This window comes from Lentzea nigeriaca, from assembly GCF_016907955.1.
Lineage (GTDB): Bacteria > Actinomycetota > Actinomycetes > Mycobacteriales > Pseudonocardiaceae > Lentzea > Lentzea nigeriaca.
The window spans coordinates 1194489-1213279 of the sequence record NZ_JAFBCX010000001.1 but is presented as its reverse complement, the minus strand read 5'-3'; the positions used below and the strand labels follow the sequence as shown (position 1 = coordinate 1213279).

The 18791-nt window shown below is 68.7% G+C and carries 17 protein-coding genes; 15 read left to right on the top strand and 2 right to left on the bottom strand.

Annotated elements, in window-relative coordinates:
- The first annotated feature begins 22 nt into the window (after positions 1-22).
- From JOD27_RS04870 to JOD27_RS04830, 9 genes are all read left to right on the top strand, one after another.
- Positions 23-1018, top strand: coding sequence for a GDP-mannose 4,6-dehydratase (locus JOD27_RS04870; RefSeq protein WP_204760834.1), 996 nt, complete (start codon positions 23-25; stop codon positions 1016-1018).
- Positions 1019-1033: 15 nt separating this feature from the next.
- Positions 1034-1762, top strand: a complete 729-nt coding sequence (locus JOD27_RS04865) for a sugar phosphate nucleotidyltransferase (RefSeq protein WP_204760833.1) — start codon at positions 1034-1036, stop codon at positions 1760-1762.
- Positions 1747-2643, top strand: coding sequence for an NAD-dependent epimerase/dehydratase family protein (locus JOD27_RS04860; RefSeq protein ID WP_204760832.1), 897 nt, complete (start codon positions 1747-1749; stop codon positions 2641-2643). Before JOD27_RS04865 ends, JOD27_RS04860 begins: the two co-directional genes overlap by 16 nt.
- A complete protein-coding gene (locus JOD27_RS04855) occupies positions 2640-3305 on the top strand; it encodes a spherulation-specific family 4 protein (protein WP_204760831.1) in 666 nt (221 codons plus the stop codon). The genes JOD27_RS04860 and JOD27_RS04855 overlap by 4 nt, the downstream gene beginning before the upstream one ends.
- Before the next feature lie 251 nt (positions 3306-3556).
- On the top strand, positions 3557-4204 hold the full coding sequence (locus tag JOD27_RS04850; RefSeq protein WP_504739933.1) for an endo alpha-1,4 polygalactosaminidase: 648 nt from the start codon (positions 3557-3559) through the stop codon (positions 4202-4204).
- Between the two features lie 45 nt (positions 4205-4249).
- Positions 4250-4585, top strand: a complete 336-nt coding sequence (locus JOD27_RS04845) for a methyltransferase (protein WP_204760829.1) — start codon at positions 4250-4252, stop codon at positions 4583-4585.
- 199 nt (positions 4586-4784) lie between these two features.
- A complete protein-coding gene (locus tag JOD27_RS04840) occupies positions 4785-5534 on the top strand; it encodes a GH12 family glycosyl hydrolase domain-containing protein (RefSeq protein WP_239566322.1) in 750 nt (249 codons plus the stop codon).
- Positions 5535-5714: 180 nt separating this feature from the next.
- Entirely contained in the window at positions 5715-7016 is a 1302-nt protein-coding gene (locus JOD27_RS04835; protein ID WP_204760827.1) for a cellulose binding domain-containing protein, read from the top strand.
- Positions 7017-7189: 173 nt separating this feature from the next.
- Positions 7190-9679: a M12 family metallo-peptidase gene (locus tag JOD27_RS04830; protein WP_204760826.1), complete on the top strand. Its 2490-nt coding sequence runs from the start codon at positions 7190-7192 to the stop codon at positions 9677-9679.
- A 339-nt stretch (positions 9680-10018) separates the two neighbouring features.
- Here the strand turns inward: JOD27_RS04830 and JOD27_RS04825 are convergent, their stop codons facing one another.
- Both JOD27_RS04825 and JOD27_RS04820 read right to left on the bottom strand, forming a co-directional pair.
- Entirely contained in the window at positions 10019-10837 is an 819-nt protein-coding gene (locus JOD27_RS04825) for a GH12 family glycosyl hydrolase domain-containing protein (RefSeq protein WP_204760825.1), read from the bottom strand.
- Positions 10838-10963: 126 nt separating this feature from the next.
- Positions 10964-12094: a polysaccharide deacetylase family protein gene (locus JOD27_RS04820; protein ID WP_239566321.1), complete on the bottom strand. Its 1131-nt coding sequence runs from the start codon at positions 12092-12094 to the stop codon at positions 10964-10966.
- Positions 12095-12993: 899 nt separating this feature from the next.
- Here JOD27_RS04820 and JOD27_RS04815 point away from each other — a divergent pair.
- The 6 genes from JOD27_RS04815 (at position 12994) to JOD27_RS04790 (ending at position 18756) form a co-directional block, all read left to right on the top strand.
- Positions 12994-14565 (top strand): ricin-type beta-trefoil lectin domain protein, encoded by a 1572-nt coding sequence (locus tag JOD27_RS04815; protein ID WP_204760824.1) that lies wholly within the window; start codon positions 12994-12996, stop codon positions 14563-14565.
- Between the two features lie 131 nt (positions 14566-14696).
- Entirely contained in the window at positions 14697-14990 is a 294-nt protein-coding gene (locus JOD27_RS04810; protein WP_204760823.1) for a hypothetical protein, read from the top strand.
- A complete protein-coding gene (locus JOD27_RS04805) occupies positions 14938-15297 on the top strand; it encodes an O-methyltransferase (RefSeq protein ID WP_204760822.1) in 360 nt (119 codons plus the stop codon). Before JOD27_RS04810 ends, JOD27_RS04805 begins: the two co-directional genes overlap by 53 nt.
- A 30-nt stretch (positions 15298-15327) precedes the next feature.
- A complete protein-coding gene (locus JOD27_RS04800; protein ID WP_204760821.1) occupies positions 15328-15885 on the top strand; it encodes an SMI1/KNR4 family protein in 558 nt (185 codons plus the stop codon).
- Between the two features lie 134 nt (positions 15886-16019).
- Positions 16020-17372, top strand: coding sequence for an MFS transporter (locus JOD27_RS04795; protein ID WP_239566320.1), 1353 nt, complete (start codon positions 16020-16022; stop codon positions 17370-17372).
- Between the two features lie 463 nt (positions 17373-17835).
- Entirely contained in the window at positions 17836-18756 is a 921-nt protein-coding gene (locus JOD27_RS04790) for an MBL fold metallo-hydrolase (RefSeq protein WP_307829894.1), read from the top strand.
- Positions 18757-18791: the final 35 nt, after the last annotated feature.

Here is an 18791-nt window from a genome sequence, read left to right as displayed (position 1 = left end):
TGAACAGAGAAAGGATCGGTTCATGGCGGGTCTTGTCGCAGTCACCGGCGCCGAGGGCTTCATCGGCTCACACCTGGTCGAGGCGCTCGTGCGGCGCGGGCATCGGGTCCGCGCCATGGTTCTCTACAACATGTTCAGCTCACGTGGCTGGCTGGACACGCTCGACGACGACATCCGGGCACAGGTCGACGTGGTCTTCGGCGACGTGCGGGACCCCGCGTCGGTTCTGCGCGTGGTGGAGGGCGCCGAAGTCGTCTACCACCTGGCCGCGCTGGGCTCGGTGCCGTACTCCTACGCCGCTCCGAGGTCCTTTGTGGACACCAACACGATCGGCACGCTGCACGTGCTCGAAGCCGTGCGCGCCTGCCGGACCTCGCGCCTGGTGCACACCTCGACCAGCGAGACCTACGGCACCGCCAAGACGGTCCCGATCAGCGAGCAGCACCCGTTGCAGGCGCAGTCGCCGTACGCGTCGTCGAAGATCGCGGCCGACACGCTGGTCGAGTCCTACCACCTGAGCTTCGAGGTACCCGCTGTCACGCTCCGGCCGTTCAACACCTTCGGGCCGCGGCAGTCGGCGCGCGCCGTCATCCCGGCGGTGATCACCCAGCTCGCGGCGGGAGCACACCGGATCAAGCTCGGCGCGCTGACGCCCACCAGGGACTTCACCTACGTGACCGACACGGCGGAGGCGTTCATCGCAGTGGGTACCGCGCCGGCGTCGGCCGTGATCGGTGAGGTCTTCAACGCCGGCACCGGGACAGAGGTGTCGATCGGCACCCTCGCGGGCGACATCGCGCGGGTGATGGGCGCCGACGCCGTCATCGACGAGGACACACAACGCATCCGCCCCAAGGACTCCGAGGTCATGCGACTGGTGTGCGACGCGACGAAGCTGACCGACCGCACCGGCTGGCACCCGCGCCACAGCCGCGAGGAAGGTCTGAGAAAGACCGTCGAGTGGATGTCCGATCCCGGCAACCTGGCCCGCTACCGGCCCGGCGAGTACAACCAGTGACCTCTGGAGGACAACATGCACGCGGTAATCATGGCCGGAGGCAAAGGCATCAGACTCCGCCCGTACACGACCCTGTTGCCGAAGCCGCTGGTACCGATCGGGGACAAGTTCTCCATTCTCGACATCGTGCTCGGCCAGCTCGCCTACCACGGCTTCGAACGGATCACCCTGGCGATCGGGCACCTGGGCGAGCTCATCCGCTCCTACGTCGGCGACGGCAGACGCTGGGGCCTGGAGATCGATTATCACACCCAGGACTCGGAGCTGGGCACCATGGGCCCGGTGCTGGAGCTGCTCGACCGGCTCCCGGAGGAGTTCCTGGTGATGAACGGCGACGTGCTGACCGACATCCGCTACGGCGCCCTTCTCGACCAGCACCTGGAAAGCGGCGCGCCGCTGACCGTCGCGACCTACCAGCGCCAGGTCAAGGTCGACTTCGGCGTGCTGTCCACAAAGGATGGTGTGGTGGTGGACTTCGTGGAGAAGCCGACCGTCGACTACCGGGTCAGCATGGGCGTCTACGGTGTGAGCCGGCGGGCCCTGAAGCGTTACACGCCCGGGGTTCCGTTCGGCTTCGACGACCTGGTCCTCGACCTGCTCGCCAGAAGCACCCCGCCGCACGAGTACCCGTTCAGCGGCTACTGGCTCGACATCGGCCGACCTGACGACTACGACCGTGCCAACGCGGAGTTCGACCTGATCAAGGAGAACCTGTTGAGGGGTGCGCGATGCGCGTCCTGGTGATCGGCGCCGGCGGCTTCCTCGGCGCGCACGTCCGGCGGGCCGCCCTCGACGCGGGGTTCGACGTGGTGACCGCCGGCCGGTCACCACTGGCCTCGTCGCCCCGGCACCTCCGGATCGACCTCGGCACCGTCACCGCGGCCGCCCTCGCCGAGCTCATCGCCCGGCTCGAACCGAACGCGGTCGTGAACTGCGCGGGGGCGATCGAGGGTGATGAACGCACCCTGGCGATGACCAATGTGGACGGTGTGACCACGCTCGTGCGAGCACTGGCACTGGCCGGCGGCCGGATCCGGCTGGTCCACCTCGGCTCGGCGGCGGAGTACGGTCCCGGGCTGCCGGGAATCCCCGTCACCGAATCGACGCCGCCACAACCGATCGGTGACTACGGTCACACGAAGCTCCTCGGCACACGGATGATCGAGCGCGCCAGGATGGACGGCCTCGACGGCGTGGTGCTGCGGGTGTTCAACCCCGTGGGCGCCGGGGCTGGGCGCAGTGGCCTGCCCGGCCGCGCCGCGGCCGCACTGCGGGTGGCCGTCGCCAACCGCGAGGACCTGCGCCTCGGCCCCCTCGACGCGGTTCGGGACTTCGTCGACGCGCGCGACGTCGCCGACGCCGCACTCGCGGCGGTGACGGCGGAGGGGTTGCCGCCGGTGCTCAACATCGGCAGCGGACGTGGCCTGTCCTGCCGGGACCTGGTGAAGGAACTGCTCGCCATCAGCGGTGCCAGCTGCGCCGTCCGGGAGGACGACGGCGGGTCGGCGCGCTCGGCGGGAGTGTCCTGGCAGCAGGCCGACATCACGCTGGCCACGACCGTGCTCGAATGGCGGCCACGCCGGAATCTCGCCAACGCGGTGGCGGACCTGTGGTGGTCGTCGTGACCCGGCTGGTCGTGCCCGCGTACTTCCACCCCGCCGTCCGTCCTGGCGACTGGGCCGAGCTGGCGCGACATCCGGAGCAGGTCCGGCTGGTCGTGCTGAACCCGGCGAGCGGCCCTGGCACGCTGTGCGACGACGTTTTCCTGCCGGCGCTCGAGCGGTTGACCGAAGCCGGGATCGCGGTCGCCGGGTACGTCGACACCGGCTACGGGAGCTGTCCCGCCGAGGACGTGCTGGCCCAGATCCGGCGCTACACCGACTGGTACGGGGTGACCGGCGTGCTCTTCGACCGGACATCGGCCCTGCCCACCGACCTCGCCCACTACACCGCGCTCGCCGGGGCGGCGCGCGAGCTGGGGATGGCGACGGTGGCGTTCAACCACGGCGCCCATCCCGCGGAAGGCTACGCCGCGCAGGCCGACCTGCTGGGTACCTTCGAGGGCACCTTGCCGTCCTATTTGGACGCCGTGGTGCCGCGTTGGGTGCGGCGATGGCCCGCGGACCGCTTCTTCCACCTCGTGTACAAGGTGCCGGAGAACTACTTCGGCAAGGTGCGCCGACTCGCCGAGCATCGCCACGCCGGCAGCCTCTTCCTCACCGACCAAGGGGGGCGCAATCCATGGCACCGCATGCCCGGCGGCCTGCTCGCCTCTCTCGTTCCGTGATCGGCCCGGTCCTGGTCGCTTTGCTGTGCTTCACATGCGGTTCCGCTGAGCCGACGGCCGTGCCGACACCCCCGGCCCCGTCCCCGGCCCCAGCCCCTGTCCCGAGCGCCACCGCGGCCCAGGAACAGCCCCCGGCCCCGTCTGAGGTTTCGTCTCATGTTCCGTCTCAGGCGTCGCCGCCGGCGCTGCCCCCGGCCACGCGCTGGGTGCCGCCACCGGGCACGGCTTGGCAGTGGCAGCTGTCCGGCAAGGTGGACACCAGCGTGAACGTGCCGGTGTACGACATCGACGGCGTCGACAACGGCAGCGACGTGGTCGAGACCTTGCATCGTGCCGGACGGAAGGTGATCTGCTACGTCAACGTGGGCGCCGCCGAGGACTTCCGGCCGGACGCTGCCGCGTTCCCCGCCGCCGTCAAGGGCAAGAGCGACGGCTGGCCGGGTGAGAACTGGCTCGACATCCGGCGATCCGACATCCTGCGCCCGATCATGGCGGCACGCTTCGACACCTGCCGCGACAAGGGTTTCGACGCGATCGAGCCCGACAACGTCGAGGGCTACACCAACGACACCGGATTCCCGCTGACGGCTGCCGACCAGCTGACCTACAACCGCATGATCGCCGCGCTCGCCCACGAACGCGGCCTGTCCATCGGCCTGAAGAACGACCTCGGTCAGATCCCCGACCTGCTGGCGGACTTCGACTTCGCGATCGACGAACAGTGCGCCGAGTACCGTGAATGCTCTCGCCTGATCCCGTTCATCAAAGCCGGAAAAGCTGTCTTCCACGTCGAGTACAAGCTCGACACCGCGCAGTTCTGCCCCGAGGCCAACGCGCTGGGCTTCAGCTCGATGCGCAAGACCCTCGACCTCGGCCCACAACGCTGGCCCTGCCACTGAGCGCGGATCCGCCGAACGCGCCGCACATCGGGGCAACATCCGACAATGGTTGTTTTTGATAATCATTGCCGGATGTTCTGGGGGAAAGTCATGCCGGCGTCATCTGACACGACCACCGACGCGCGCCGCGTCTCGATGGATCTCGTCTTCGGCTCGATGTCGGCCCAGGTCGTCAGCACACGCGTCGCGGCGATTCTGCGGGGCACTGCCGAAAGGCGCTGCCGGCTGCTGGTGATCGAGCCGGTGCTGCCGGACGCGGTCCAGGACGCCGCATCGCCCGCGGTTTACCTCAGCGACCTCAACATGCTCGTCAACCTAGGCGGCAAGGAACGGACCAGGGCCGAGTTCGAAGCCCTGCTCATCGAAGCCACTCCGTCCTGAGCGCGTCCGGCCGGATTCAACCGTCGATTCGACGCGGTGTTCGACAGCTCGCCCTCATCCGGAGAAGACTGGCCAGAACCCCTTGAATACCAGCCACTTCTGTTCCTCTGGAACATTCGGCAGCTCATTCGACAGTCTGCCCGCCTGTTGACAGATCGCTACCCTGGGAGCGCTCCCATAGTCTGCGACAGGAGTCATGATGCGAAGGACCATCCGTGCCGTCACAGCTGCCGGCTTGCTGGTCGCGAGCACGTTGATCGCGACAGCGGGTCCGGCTCACGCAGATGTGACCATCTGCGACCAGTACGGTTCGACCACCATCCAGGGTCGTTACGTTGTCCAGAACAACCGGTGGGGCACCTCGGCGCAGCAGTGCATCAGGGCCACGTCGTCCGGCTTCCAGATCACCACCCAGCAGGGTTCGGCCCCGACCAACGGCGCGCCCGTGTCGTACCCGTCGGTGTTCCTCGGGTGCCACTACACCAACTGCTCCCCCGGCTCGACCCTGCCGATGCAGGTCAGCCGGATCCGCAACGCCACGTCCTCGATCTCCTACCGGTACGCCGGCGGCACCTACGACGCCGCCTACGACATCTGGCTCGACCCCACGCCGAAGACCAACGGCGTGAACCAGATGGAGATCATGATCTGGTTCCACCGCCAGGGGCCGATCCAGCCCATCGGCAGCGTCGTCGGCAACACCACGATCGGCGGCCGCGGCTGGCAGGTGTGGCGCGGCAGCAACGGTTCCAACAACGTCATCTCCTACGTCGCGCCGTCGGCGATCAACTCGTGGTCGTTCAACGTGCTCGACTTCATCAACGACGTGCGCGCCCGCGGTGCGATCACGAACTCCTGGTACCTGACCAGCATCCAGGCCGGGTTCGAACCGTGGAACGGTGGTGTGGGCCTGGCGGTCGACAACTTCTCGGCCTCCGTCAGCGGCTGAGCGCCGGGCCGACCGTGCGCTGTCACGCGAGCACCGCCACTCGCGTGACCAGCCCGCGAACGTCCTTCGCCTGGGCGACCGGAAGGCCCACCCCCCATTCGCCCTCCTTGACACCGTGAGAGGTTCCCCGACATTCTGGGAGCGCTCCCAGAATGTCGGCGGCGTTGCCAAGGGGTGGCCATGAAACTGCGACGTAGCAGGCTGTCCGCACGTCGGCTGGCACGGGGAGCGGGTGCTGCCCTCGCGGCACTCGTCGTGGTCGCGGGCTCGCTCGTACCCACGGCAGCCGCCCCCGCGGCGCCGGTGGTCGGCACGGCCACTCACTTCGACGGGCTCGGCGCACCCTACGGCGGTTGCGGGCTGCCCCAGGAAATGCTGGACTCCCAGGACTTCGTGGCGCTCAACGTCTACAACACGCCCGGCGACTACAACTTCTACCCGAGGCCGATACCTCCTTCGCAGGCGGCCAAGATCGGGCTGTGGGACAACGGGCGCAACTGCGGCCGGTTCGTGCAGGTCACCATCGGCGACTACTGCACGGGAACCAATGACGGCGCGGCCGGACAGCCGTTCTGCCGCAACGGTTCCTGGATCGCCGACGGCTACAACGGCGCCACGCTGACCATGGTGGTGGCGGACAGCTGCGGGGACTCGAACGCCTGGTGCCGCGATGATCCGAACCACCTCGACCTGTCCACCGCCTCGCTCAACAGGTTCCTCCGCAACGGCGTTCCGGTCGGCGATCTCAACCCCGCGCACTGGAACAACCGCAAGGTGTCCTGGTCCTACGTCCCGAGTCCGAACTACACCGGTGACCTGCGACTGGGCTTCCTGCAGGGCGCGCAGCGGTACTGGCCCGCGATCGCGGTATCGCATCTGGCGAACGGCATTCACGGCGTGGAGTACCTGAGTGAGAACGGAACATGGACGCAGGCCAAGCCCAACAGCGACATGGGGCAGGCGTTCATCATCGGTCCGACCACGAACGCGGGAACCTCATACGAGATCAGGGTGCGCGACGCTGCCGACGCACTGGTGAACGGCGGGCGGACCTACCGGTTCTCGTTGCCCGGCCAGTGCTCGTCGACGTGTTCTGCCGCCTACACGGGCGTCACCTACACCACCAGCGACGGTCCCACGAGCACGACCACGACCACGACGACGACCACGCCTCTTCCGGCCAACGGGTGCACCGCCACCGCGACGATCACCGGTTCCTGGAGTGGTGGCTACCAGTTGGAGGTCGTCGTCAGGAACTCCGGCTCCAGCGCGCTGTCCGGGTGGACGTCGTCGCTGTCCTTCGAGGGTGACCAGCGGGTGACGAACTCGTGGAACGCGGTCGTGAGCCAGACCGGACGACAGGTCACGGCGAGCAACCAGGCCTACAACGGGAACTTGGCCGCGGGCGCGAGCGCCAGCTGGGGCGCCGTTGTCACGGGGGCCGGCCTCCCCTTGCCGACAACGGCCTGCACGGCGCGGTGAACCCGGAGGATCCCGCTGCCCGGAAAGCGCTGTCCAACTGCAGAAGACGTTATCGCCGAGCAACACCGTGCCGATAACGTCCTTGGCGCACAACTGTCCATGCGACACGCCAACCCTGCAACTAGGAGCTTCACAGCGTGCGAAGAAAATCGTCAACGAATCGACTGAGGACAGTGACCGCGGCGGTCATCGCGGTGACCGCGCTCGCGGGACTGCCCACGGTGAGCACAGCGGCGCCGGACAACCCGTGGACCGCGGTTTCCGCACCGGGGGCGGCTTCCCTGTCCGCTGAGCAACCCGAGATCCGAATCGGCCGGTTCGCCGGTTATGCGCTCGACCGAGCCACAATGGCGTCCAAATTGGACAGTCAGGCCGCGCGTGAGGTGCTCCTGCCCACTCCGGAGGGTGGCTTCCAGCGGTTCCGGCTCGAGGACGCGCCGGTGATGGAGGCCGGGCTGGCCGCGGCGCACCCCGACATCAGGACGTACTCGGGCAGAGGCGTCGACGATCCCGCCGCCACCGTGCGGGCCGACCTCACGCCGCTGGGCTTCCACGCGTCGGTCCGGTCGCCGCGCGGTCAGTGGTACGTCGACCCGTACCAGCGCACCGGTCAGGGCCTGTACGCGAGCTACTACGGTCGTGACCTGGCCAAGCCTGCCAAGTCACTGGTGGAACGCGGCTCCGTCCGTGGATCGGCGCCCGACGTGCAGGCGAGCGGGGTCGCCGGCCCCGTGCGGTTGCGCACCTACCGGCTCGCGCTCGTCACCGATCCGTCGTACGCAACGTACTTCGGTGCCGCCAACGTCACCGCCGCGAAGGTCACGCTCGTCAACCGGGTCAACCAGGTCTACGAGGACGAGACGGCGATCCGGCTGCTGCTGGTCAACGACACCGACAAGACGAACCTCAACACCGCCGCGATGGCCTTCGAACCCAACGGGCCCTGTGGTGCGGAAGCCTGTTTCGCGCCCGGTGACCTCAGCGCGTGCGATGTTCCCGCTCTCTACCGCAACCCGACCGTGCTCGGCCAGCTCGTCGGCGCGGGCAACTACGACGTCGGGCACATCGGCCTCGGGGTCAACGGCGGCGGGCTGGCGGCCCTCGGCGTGGTCGGCCGGGAGGACAAGGCACTGGGCTGCACCGGGTTGCCGACGCCGGTGGGCGACTTCTACGCGGTCGACTACGTGGCGCACGAGATCGGCCATCAGTTCGGCGCCAACCACACGTTCAACGGCACGCAGCACAACTGCGCGTCGGACAACCGCAACGCGAGCACCTCCGTCGAGCCCGGCAGCGGGTCGTCGATCATGGCCTACGCCGGGATCTGCCGGCAGGACAACCTGCAGCCGCACAGCGACCCGTACTGGTCGCAGCGCAGCTTCACCGAGATCACCTCGTACGTGACGAGCACGCAGCCCGCGATGAACGAGCAGCAGAACGTGGCGCTGCGCGACTTCGACGGCACGGACTCCTTCCGGATCAGCTACCGCGGCAGGGAGTCGGCGCCGATCGTGCGCGGCACGAACTACACGGACACCGGCATCAAGGAGGCCATCGAGGCGATCGCCGGTTGGCCCGCCGGCGCGACGGTCGACGTGCTCGGATTCGGCGGTCACGAGATGACCGACGCCGGGTTCCGGGTGAGCTTCACCGGCGGTCCGCTGGCGGGCAAGGACGTGGCACCGCTCGTCATCACCGACGCGCACGGCACGTCGGGCCTCGTGGGTGAGGAGATCAGGGGTGGCAAGCCCGACAACGGCGGGCGGCGCGTCACCAACACCGGCAACCACGCGCCCGTGGTGAACGTGGCGCCGAAGTACACCATCCCGGTCCGCACGCCGTTCGCGTTGAACGGGCGCGCGATCGACGTCGACGGCGACACGGTGACGTACATGTGGGAGCAGAACGACCTCGGCGGCACCACCGGCACGGCACTGGTGAGCAACACCAAGACGGACGGGCCGCTGTTCCGCCAGTTCGGCACCGCCGCCGTCGTCAGCAAGGAGGACGCGCTCAAGTACCACTCGCCGGGCGAGAACGCCGTGACCACCAACCCCGCCAGGGTCTTCCCGGACCTCGCCCAGATCGCGGCGAACAACACCAACGCCCGCACCGGTGCCTGCCCCGCGGCACCGCCGCCGCCCACCACCGGCGGCGGGACGAACGTGCCGCCCGAGCTCGTCGACTGCTACTCGGAGTTCCTGCCCACCGCGGACTGGGTCGGCGTCGGCAAGGACCGGACCCTGCACTTCCGGCTCACGGCGAGAGACGGACGTCCCGGTGGCGGCGGCATCAGCAGCGCGGACACCGCACTCGTGCTGGCGCCGTCGGCGGGCCCGTTCCTCGTGACCTCGCAGGCCGCCCCGACCACGCTCGCGGGCGGCACGGAGCAGACGATCACCTGGGACGTGGCCGGTACCAACGTGGCACCGGTCGGCGTGCGCGACGTGAAGATCTCGCTGTCGCTCGACGGCGGGCTGACCTTCCCGCACGTGCTCGCGCACCGCACTCCCAACGACGGCAGCGCGACCGTCTGCCTGCCGCGGGTGGGCACGTCCAAGGCGAGGATCAAGATCGAGGCGGTCGGGAACGTCTTCTTCGACCTCAACGACGCGGACTTCGTCATCCAGCCGCCGTCCTCGGGTGCCGCCGGGATGCTGTGACGTATCGGCTTCGCCAGAACGGAGGGGCGAATGGCTCGCCCCTCCGTTCACCCTCGCACGATGCGCACCGGACGCAGCAGCGCTTCCGGGATGTTCAACCGCCGACTGGTCGAATGGTTCGGAAACCGGCCCTCGCGCCTTGAACGCGTGCAGGTCCCAGCTGGCCGACCGGGTGAGCACCGCCTTGCCGTAGATCAGCTTGGCCTCGCCGTCCTGGTCCGCGTACCTCACCTGGCCCCGCACGGCCATGACCCGCGACTTGTTGTGAGTTCTCTCAGTCACAAAGCCGTAGGCGGATGCGGTCGCGGTCGAGGCGGGCGGCCGGAGCGGACGAGAGCGTCACCGCACGCGGTCGGCGATGGAAACCGAGAAGCTCTCGATGACGTTGCCCGCGCCGCCACGCCACAGGTTGAACCCCGCCTCGACCGCGACCAGGTACCAGCCGGGGAGGACGTGGCCGCGCGCGACCGAGTCCATCGTGAACGCGCGGATGTCCAGTCCCCGTACCGAGGTGACCTCACCGAGGCGTTCATAGGTGATGCGCACGCGGCCGCTGTCCCTGGCGAGCCACACCTTCCAGCGGGCGCCGGAGATCAGCACGTTCTCGGCCACGACCGAGCCTCCTGGCCTGACTCCGCCCCGGCTGCGCATCCAGATCACCATCTCGGCGCCGTCCGGCGTGCCGCTCGCGACCGGTCCACTGTGGAACCACACCACGTACGCCGCGTTGAAGATCCCCGTGTCGACCTGCCGGGTGACCCAGTCACTCGTGATGTCCGGCATCTCCGAGACGCGGACCGGCAGGTCGCCGACGTCCGTGCAGTCCTGCCAGTGGCACCCTCTGATCAACGAGGGCGAGGCGGCCGGAGGGCCGTCGGGCGGACGGTCGTGCGCGGCGCTCTCCACTCGCAGCGACTGGTCGCCGACGGCCACGCACTGCGCGGTGTCCGCGCCCCACACGTTGTTCTGCCCGAGGTAGTCACTCCCGCCGGCGGGCGCGACGTCGGTCTTGCCGCACAACGTGGTGACAGCGCTTCCCGAGGGGCCGACGACGGCCAGCGCCACACCCACGAGCGCCGCCAGTAGCGCTCCACCCAGTCCGGCGGCCGCCAGGGCGAGAGCCACCCGGAAGGCGATCTGCGCATGGGGACTGTTCACGTGAGCTCCTCCCCCGACCCGGCGCCTGCGACCGCGCGCGTGGTCACCGGCAAAGCATCACCAGTGAATACGTCCGGGCGAGTCGACCGGTTCAGGCGACGCGGGTTCCCGCCGTGCGCCCGGCCCTCAGTTCAGGGCGGCGGGAAGTTGCTGCAGTTGCCGGAGGACCGCTGGATCCTGCAGCGTCATCCACTGGATGACCTCGGTGTAGGTCGCGCACACGGTCTCGGCCTGTCCGCACACCTCACCGAGGTACTGCTCCATCGCGTTCGAGAACGCCGACCCGGACCACTCGTTGAAGTGGTTGCCGATGACCACCGGCGCACGGTTGCCGGCCAACGCCGCCTGGTACACCGATCGGTACGTGTCGACGACGATCCGGCTGAACTCGGCTGCCCGCGCGGGTTCCTCCCTGGCGCCGTTGAGCACGTACCAGAAGTTGTAGTCCATCATCACGACTCGCCTGCCCAGCGCGGGCACGCGCACCTCGGGCATCGGGAACTCCCACAGCCCGTTCTGGATGGACGGCCATTGCACGCCGAGGCTCACGTGGCTGGTGTCGTAGACCAGACCGTGCGAGGCCATCGCGGGGAACGCCTTCTGCCAGTCGCCTTCGAGGCAGGGCGTGCGGCCACCGCGGATCGTCTCCTCCGGCAGCTTCAGCCCGGCGGCCCGCGCCTTGTCGAGGATCGCCTTGAACGCGTCGAGCTCCGCCTTCCAGTGCTCGGTGTTCCAGCGGCCGACACTGGGTTCGTCGCCCCGGCAGAAGTGGCCGTTGTAGTGGGTGCCGATCTCGTGCCCGGCTTCGATCGCCGTGTTCAGGTACTGGACGCGTTCCGCGACGTCCTGCCTGCTGCCACCGAACCCGATCGACGAGCGCCCGCGCGGGTGCCCCGGCCCGAGGTAGGTGTCCTTCTCCTCGTCGGGGACCAGGTACACGCCGGAAAGCAGACCGGTGACATGCGCGTTGTTCCTCCGGGCCAACGGAAGCACGCGGTCCCAATGCTTCTTCGACGCCGCGCCGTCGAACGAGAAGAGCACGAACTGCGGAGGCTTCTCCCCCACGGCGAGCTTGCGCATCCAGGCCGGTAGCTGCGACGGCGCGGGCACAGCCGAGGTGGGGTCGCTCGGCTGTGAGGGGGGAGGTTCAGGTTGCGCGGACGACGTCGCCGCCGAATCGGTCACCTCCCGCTCGGCGCCGAAATCCATGACCAGCAGCATCACGAGGGTCAGCGTGAGCGCCACCCCCGTGGTCAACCATCCCCACCACTTCACACCATAGGGACTCTCAATCACCCGATCAGGTTGCATTGGATCACTGATTCGTCGATCACCAAACTCCAGCGCCGGCAGGCGGGCCAGCGCTCGCGAACACGAACGACTACGGCGAATGCCGTAGCACCTCAGCAGTCGCCCGGCGGGACAAAGGCGGCACAGAGGTCGTCCGCCAGGCAGGGTGCGCGCCGGGCACATGGACCAGAGCTACGTCTGCCGCCGGCGCGAACGACACTTAGGGTTCGCACCGACCCCTGAAAGTCCACAGTGGACAGACCGCTCGCGTCGCCAGGTCGCCAGGTCCTGACGGGCAGTCGACCGATGTGGTCGACTCCGCATCGACCAGCAAGACGCGCTTCGCCCTCGGCAATCACCTCGTCCTTGTCCACTGTGGACTTACCCTGGCCCGGCAAAGCCGGCCATGAAGCGAACACGACTAAACAAACGTTTTCGCAAAAAACGAGCATTCCTCAGCCTGAGGACACCCGAACACTCGCCCCATTGGGGAGGCAAGACCCCACCAAGAACGACACGTCACAGTTCTGATATTCGACCGGCCGAGCCTGTTCCGGGGAAGTCCGGCGGCAATGTCACACGAACGGTGGTTGAACCGGCCAATGAGCGGTTTTCTTGCCAGCAAAGGCTTCCGTCGAGCACACGCCGCGCCGGGGCGCGCAAATTAACACAACGGCGACGCGTCCACAAGGACTTGTTTTTGGTCGGAAATCAGCTCACGGCACGGGATGTCACCGATCGGTGCGGTAATTGAGACACATCGTTGACAATTCAGCAATCTATATGACAAGTTCGAGCAAATTCGAACACAACAAAACAGCCGGGGCCGCTGCTCCGACATCCGCCGCGTCGGCAAGGAGATCCCTGTGACGAGAACCCTGCGAACGATGCTGTCGGCGGTGCTCATCGCCGCGATCACACCCGTCGTGCTGTCGCTGGCTCCCCCCGCCCAGGCACTCGACAACGGCCTGGGTCGCACTCCGCAGCTGGGCTGGAACGACTGGAACAGCTTCGGCTGCGATGTCACCGACAGCCTGGTCCGGCAGACCGCTGACGCGATGGTCGGCAGCGGCATGGCCGCCGCCGGCTACACCTACGTCAACATCGACGACTGCTGGTCGGAGATGTCCCGCGACGGCAGCGGGAACCTGGTGCCTTCGCGGACCAAGTTCCCCAACGGCATGAAGGCGGTCGCCGACTACGTCCACGGCAAGGGCCTGAAGCTGGGCATCTACTCCTCGGCGGGCACCACCACCTGCGCCGGGTTCCCCGCGAGCCTGGGCAACGAGCAGCGCGACGCCGACCTGTGGGCCTCGTGGGGAATCGACTACCTCAAGTACGACAACTGTGGCGACCACAAGGGCATCAGCGGCCAGGACCGCTACATCGCGATGCGTGACGCGCTGGCGAGGACCGGCCGGCAGATCTTCTTCGCGATCTGCAACTGGGGCAACGACAACGTCAGGCAGTGGGGACCGGCCACCGGCAACTCCTGGCGTACCACCGGTGACATCCAGGCGAACTGGAACTCGGTGATGACCATCCTGGACTTCCAGCCCGACTGGGCGGGCGTGTCCCGGCCCGGCGCCTGGAACGACCCGGACATGCTGGAGGTCGGCAACGGCCTGTCCGACACCGAGTCGCAGGCGCACTTCAGCCTGTGGGCGCTGCTCAACGCGCCGCTGATCGCCGGCAACGACCTGCGCACCATGAGCGCGGCCACGAAGGCCATCCTGACCAACACCGAGGTCATCGGCGTCAACCAGGACTGGGGAGGCCGTCAGGGCAACCGGATCGTGGACAACGGCAACACCGAGGTGTGGACCAAGCCCATGTCCAACGGCTCCGTCGCGGTCGTCCTGCTCAACCGCAACTCCTCCACCACGACCGTGTCGACCTCGGCGTCGCAGATCGGACTGGGCTCCGCGAGCAGCTACTCGGTGCGCGACCTGTGGGCGCACACCACCGGCAGCACCAGCGGCACGATCAGCGCCTCCGTTCCGCCGCACGGCGCGGCGATGTACGTGGTCAGTGGTGGCGGCAACCCCGGTGGGTCGACCTTCGCCCTGCGCGGCACCGCTTCCGGCCGATGCCTGGACATCACCGGTGGCGCGCAGGCCAACGGCACCCTCGCCGAGGTCTGGGACTGCAACGGCCAGGTCAACCAGGCGTTCACCAGCACCACCACCGGCGAACTGCGCGCCTACAACAACACCAAGTGCCTCGATGTCACCGGCGCCGCCACGGCCAACGGCACCGCGGTGGAGATCTGGGACTGCAACGGCGGCGCCAACCAGCGGTTCACCATGAACACCGATGGCACGGTGCGGGCCGTCGGAGCGGCCAAGTGCCTCGACGCCACCGGCACCGCCAACGGCGCCAAGGTCGTGATCTGGGACTGCAACGGCCAGACCAACCAGAAGTGGAGCCGCGTCTGACCGCCGGCAGGTGATCGGCGGTCGGGGCGGGTGCGACCAGCCCCGACCGCCGAGATCAAGCAGCACCCCAAGACCTGACCCGATCTCAGTTGTGGCTGACGGAGCCGGATCAGGCAGGGCACGATTGGCTCGTGACGGATTCGGGGACGGCCGCCTACGACCACTGCGCCGATCTTCCGCCGTTGGTCGCGGCCGCGGTGCGGGCGGCTCGCCAGGCGGGCTTCGCCCATTCCTGCCTTCCTGAGCAGGGCCGGCTGCTGCGGACGCTTGCGGGCGGCGTCGGTGGCGGGGTGATCGGCGAGACCGGGACCGGCTGCGGGGTCGGCTTGGCGTGGTTGGTCTCCGGCGCGCCCGGACGTTCGGATCGTCAGTGTGGAACGGGACCGGGCGCGGGCGGAGATCGCCGCCGCGGTGTTCGCCGGTGAGCCACGGGTGGAGGTGCGTGCCGGGGACTGGCGGGAGCCGGCCGGCAGCGCTCCGTTCGATCTGCTTGTCCTCGACGGTGGCGGTCAGGGCAAAGGCACGGAGCCACCGCTCGAGCCGGCCGGCTGGCTACGGCTGGGTGGCGTGGTCGTCCTGGACGACTTCGCCCCGATGACGAGCTGGCCGCCCGTGCATCAGGGGCACCCAGACGAAGCCCGCATGTACTGGCTGAACCATCCACAGCTGCGCGCGGCCGAGGTCAAGGTCACCCCCGCCGCCGCCTCCGTCGTGGCGACCTTCGTGGGCTGACCGGGCCGAGCGTTCGGCAGACTGGCCACCGTGCACCACGCTGCTCGTGAATTCGGCCGGTTGCGAACCCTGTTCGAGCGACTGCTACCCGACACGGCGCCGTTCCTGCCCGGCGCGACCGATCACGACCTCGACCGGCTCGCCGCTGAGACCGGGCTCGTCCTGCCGGCCGACCTGGTGGCGCTGCTGCGTGCGTCGGCCGGCCAGGACGACCCCGACCAGCTGTACGGCCCGCTCAACTTCCACCACTTCCTGACCATCGATGAGATCATCGAGATGCACCGCATGCTGACCGACGCGGTCGGCGACATGGCCACCCCCGTCGAGCAACCCGCGTACTACCGATGGACCGTGTGGTCGGAGTCTTGGCTGCCGTTCCTCGCGTTCGAGGGCGACTGCTATCTCCTGGACCTCGATCCCGGTGAGCGCGGCACCGTCGGTCAGGTCGTGTTCCGTCCCAACGTCCCGGACCTGGGCGAGCCGAAAGCGCAATCGCTCGCCGCGTTCCTCGCCCGTGCCGCCGATCTGATCGAAACCGGGCACGCCGGCACCGAGGAGAGCACGCTCGTCCTTCTCGACCTGTACTGAACAGGCGCCGCGGCCGCGTTACCCGCCGAGGCGTGAACGTTCTCACGTTTGGACGGCGCGTGGGCGCACGTAGGCTTCTCGCGGTCCGGGCCATGTGGTGTCTGGCCCAGTCCCCCCGTTCGAGGAGTTGTGTCTTGCGGCGAACGATGCCGCCGATGTTCCGTGCGCTGCGCCAGCAGAACTACCGCCGGTGGGCCGCCGCGGACCTGGTCTCCGTCACCGGCTCCTGGATGCAGGTCATCGGTGTGAACTGGGTGGTGCTGGAGCGCACCGGATCGGTGACCTCGGTCGGGCTGTCGGTGCTGCTCAGCACGCTGCCCGCCGTCCTGCTCGGGCCGTGGGCGGGTGCACTCGCCGACCGGTTCCCGGTGCGCCGGATCGTGCTCGTGTGTCAGGCGCTGCACGCTGTGATGGCGGGCATGCTCGCAATGGCCGTGTGGTCCGGTCTGCCGATGGCGGCGATCTACGCGCTCACCTTCGCCGCCGGCCTGATCTCGGTGTTCGACGGTCCCGCGTTCGGGCGGCTCAGCAGCCAGATCGTGCCGCGGGACAGTCTCGCCAACGCGGTGGCACTCGGCTCGGTGATCAACTCCGTCGGGCGGATCGTCGGCATGAGCATGGCGGGGGTGTTGACCGCGCTCGTCGGCGCGCCGGTCTTGTTCGCGCTCAACAGTCTCAGCTTCGTTGCCGTCATCACCGCCGTGCTGACCATTCGCCGCGAGGAGCTCCATCCCCTCGCTCGGAGCGCCCCGAGTCGCGCGGGCGTGGGGGACGGCCTGCGGTACGTCGGCACCAGCGGACGTCTGCTGCTGCTCGTGACGCTCGGGTTCGTCCTGTCCTGTCTCGGCCGGAACTACCAGGTCACCATGGCGGCGATGAGCACCGACGCGGCGATGTACGGAGTGCTGTCATCGGTGTTCGCCGTCGGAACCGTGCTCGGAGGGCTGTTCGCGGCGGCGCGGCGAACGTTGTCCGTGCGGCTTCTGCTCGTGGCCGCGGCACTCGCCAGCCTGCTTCAGGTGATCGGCGGGCTCGTGCCGGGGCCTGTCGCGTTCGCCGCCGTGCTCGTGCCCATCGCTGCCGCGGCGGTGCTGATCGACACGACCATGAGCACCCGTCTGCAGCTCGACTCCGAGGACGGCATGCGTGGCCGGATGCTCGCGATCGGCGGATCCGCCGGCGCCGCCGCGGGTGCGATCGGCGCTCCCCTGCTCGGCTGGCTGTGCGAGCGGCTCGGAGCCGGCACCACGTTGGTGCTGGCCGGCACCATCACCCTGCTCACGACGTTGAGCGCGGCGGCTCTGTTCGGGGCGTCGCCGCAACGGCGGACGGCGCTCGCCCACCGCGTGCTGCGCCGGCAGCGCGGTGTCGCGCACCCGGCCGGGCATCCGCTCCAGCCCGCGTCGCTCACCCGCCCGCGCCGCTCCCGTCAATCACTCGCCAACGGCCGTCCAGCGGTACGTCCGCAGCGCGGTCACCGGAGTTGATGACGGTCACTCGTTCGTCGCTGTCGTGACGCCGCGGGCGGGTTCGGTCAGTCCAGCTGATGCGCTCGTTCTCCACGGTCGCGGTGGCGGTTCCGCCGCCGTGTGCTCCAGCAGTGCCGCCATCGACGGGAACGTGTCCACCGCCGTCGAACCGGGGAATCGACTGCGGATCCAGGTAGCCGACAGCTCCGAACTCGGTGATCGCGCCGCGGTATTCCGGGCCGCTCATGGCTTCGATCTCGTCCACTCGGGAACGCGAAAACCATCTGTCCTCTTCGGACAAGCGCGATCCGACGCGCGCGTCTTGAAAGCGAACCAGAAGCGGTTCTGCCACCCCTCCCGGACCGTCCGGCAGTCCGTAGCTCCTGGCGTCGTGATGACGAGGTCGGAATCCACGACCACCGGTGAACGTCCGCCCGACGTGCACGTCCCCGTCCAGTTCCACCGGAAGTAGATTGCGGACGTGACTTCAGAACCCCAGCTGCAGGAGCTCGTCCCCGGTGTTTTCGCGTGGATCCAGCCGGACGGCACCTGGTGGATCAACAACGCGGGCGCCGTCCACTCGGGCGGTGAGGTCGTGCTCGTCGACACGTGCGCTACGGCTCGCCGCACGAGGCTGTTTCTCGACGCGCTCGACGCCGCCACCGGTGGTGCGCCGATCCGGCTCGCCGTGAACACGCATCTGCACGGAGATCACGTGTACGGCAACGCGCTGCTGCCGGACGAGACCGTGATCGTGGCGCACGAGCGCACCCGGCAGGGCATCCTGCAGGACTTCATCCTCGCCAACACGCCACCGGCGTGGTCGCCGACGCCCGAGTGGGGCGTCGACGCGGTCCGCGCGCCGACGGTGTCCTTCCGCGACGAGATCACCCTCCACGCGGGAGGAAAGCCCGTCGTCGTCCGGCATCCCGGCTACGCCGCTCACACCGTGGGCGACGCGGTCGCGTGGCTACCGGAAGACGGGGTGCTGTTCACCGGCGACCTGGTGTTCCACCAGGTGACGCCGATGATCGCGATGGGGTCGCTGGACGGCGCGCTGCGCTCGCTCGACTGGCTCGCCGGGTACGAGCCGTCCGTCGTGGTGCCCGGCCACGGCCCGGTCGTTCCCGGTACCGCCTTCGCCGAGGTGCTGGACGCCCACCGCAGGTACTACGAGTTCGTCGCCCGCACCGCGGAAACCGGGCGGGACCAGGGCTGGACGCCGCTGGAGGCCGCGACCCACGCCGATCTCGGCGAGTTCGCGGACCTGCCGGACGCCGAGCGGCTGGTGCTCAACCTGCACCGCGCCTACGCCGACGCCGACGGTGTGGAGATCAACATCGCCGCCGCGCTCGGTGACGCGATCGCCTACAACGGAGGCCCGCTGTCCTGCGCGGTGTGAGCGTCAGTCCACAGTGGAACACCCTGCCCGCCTGA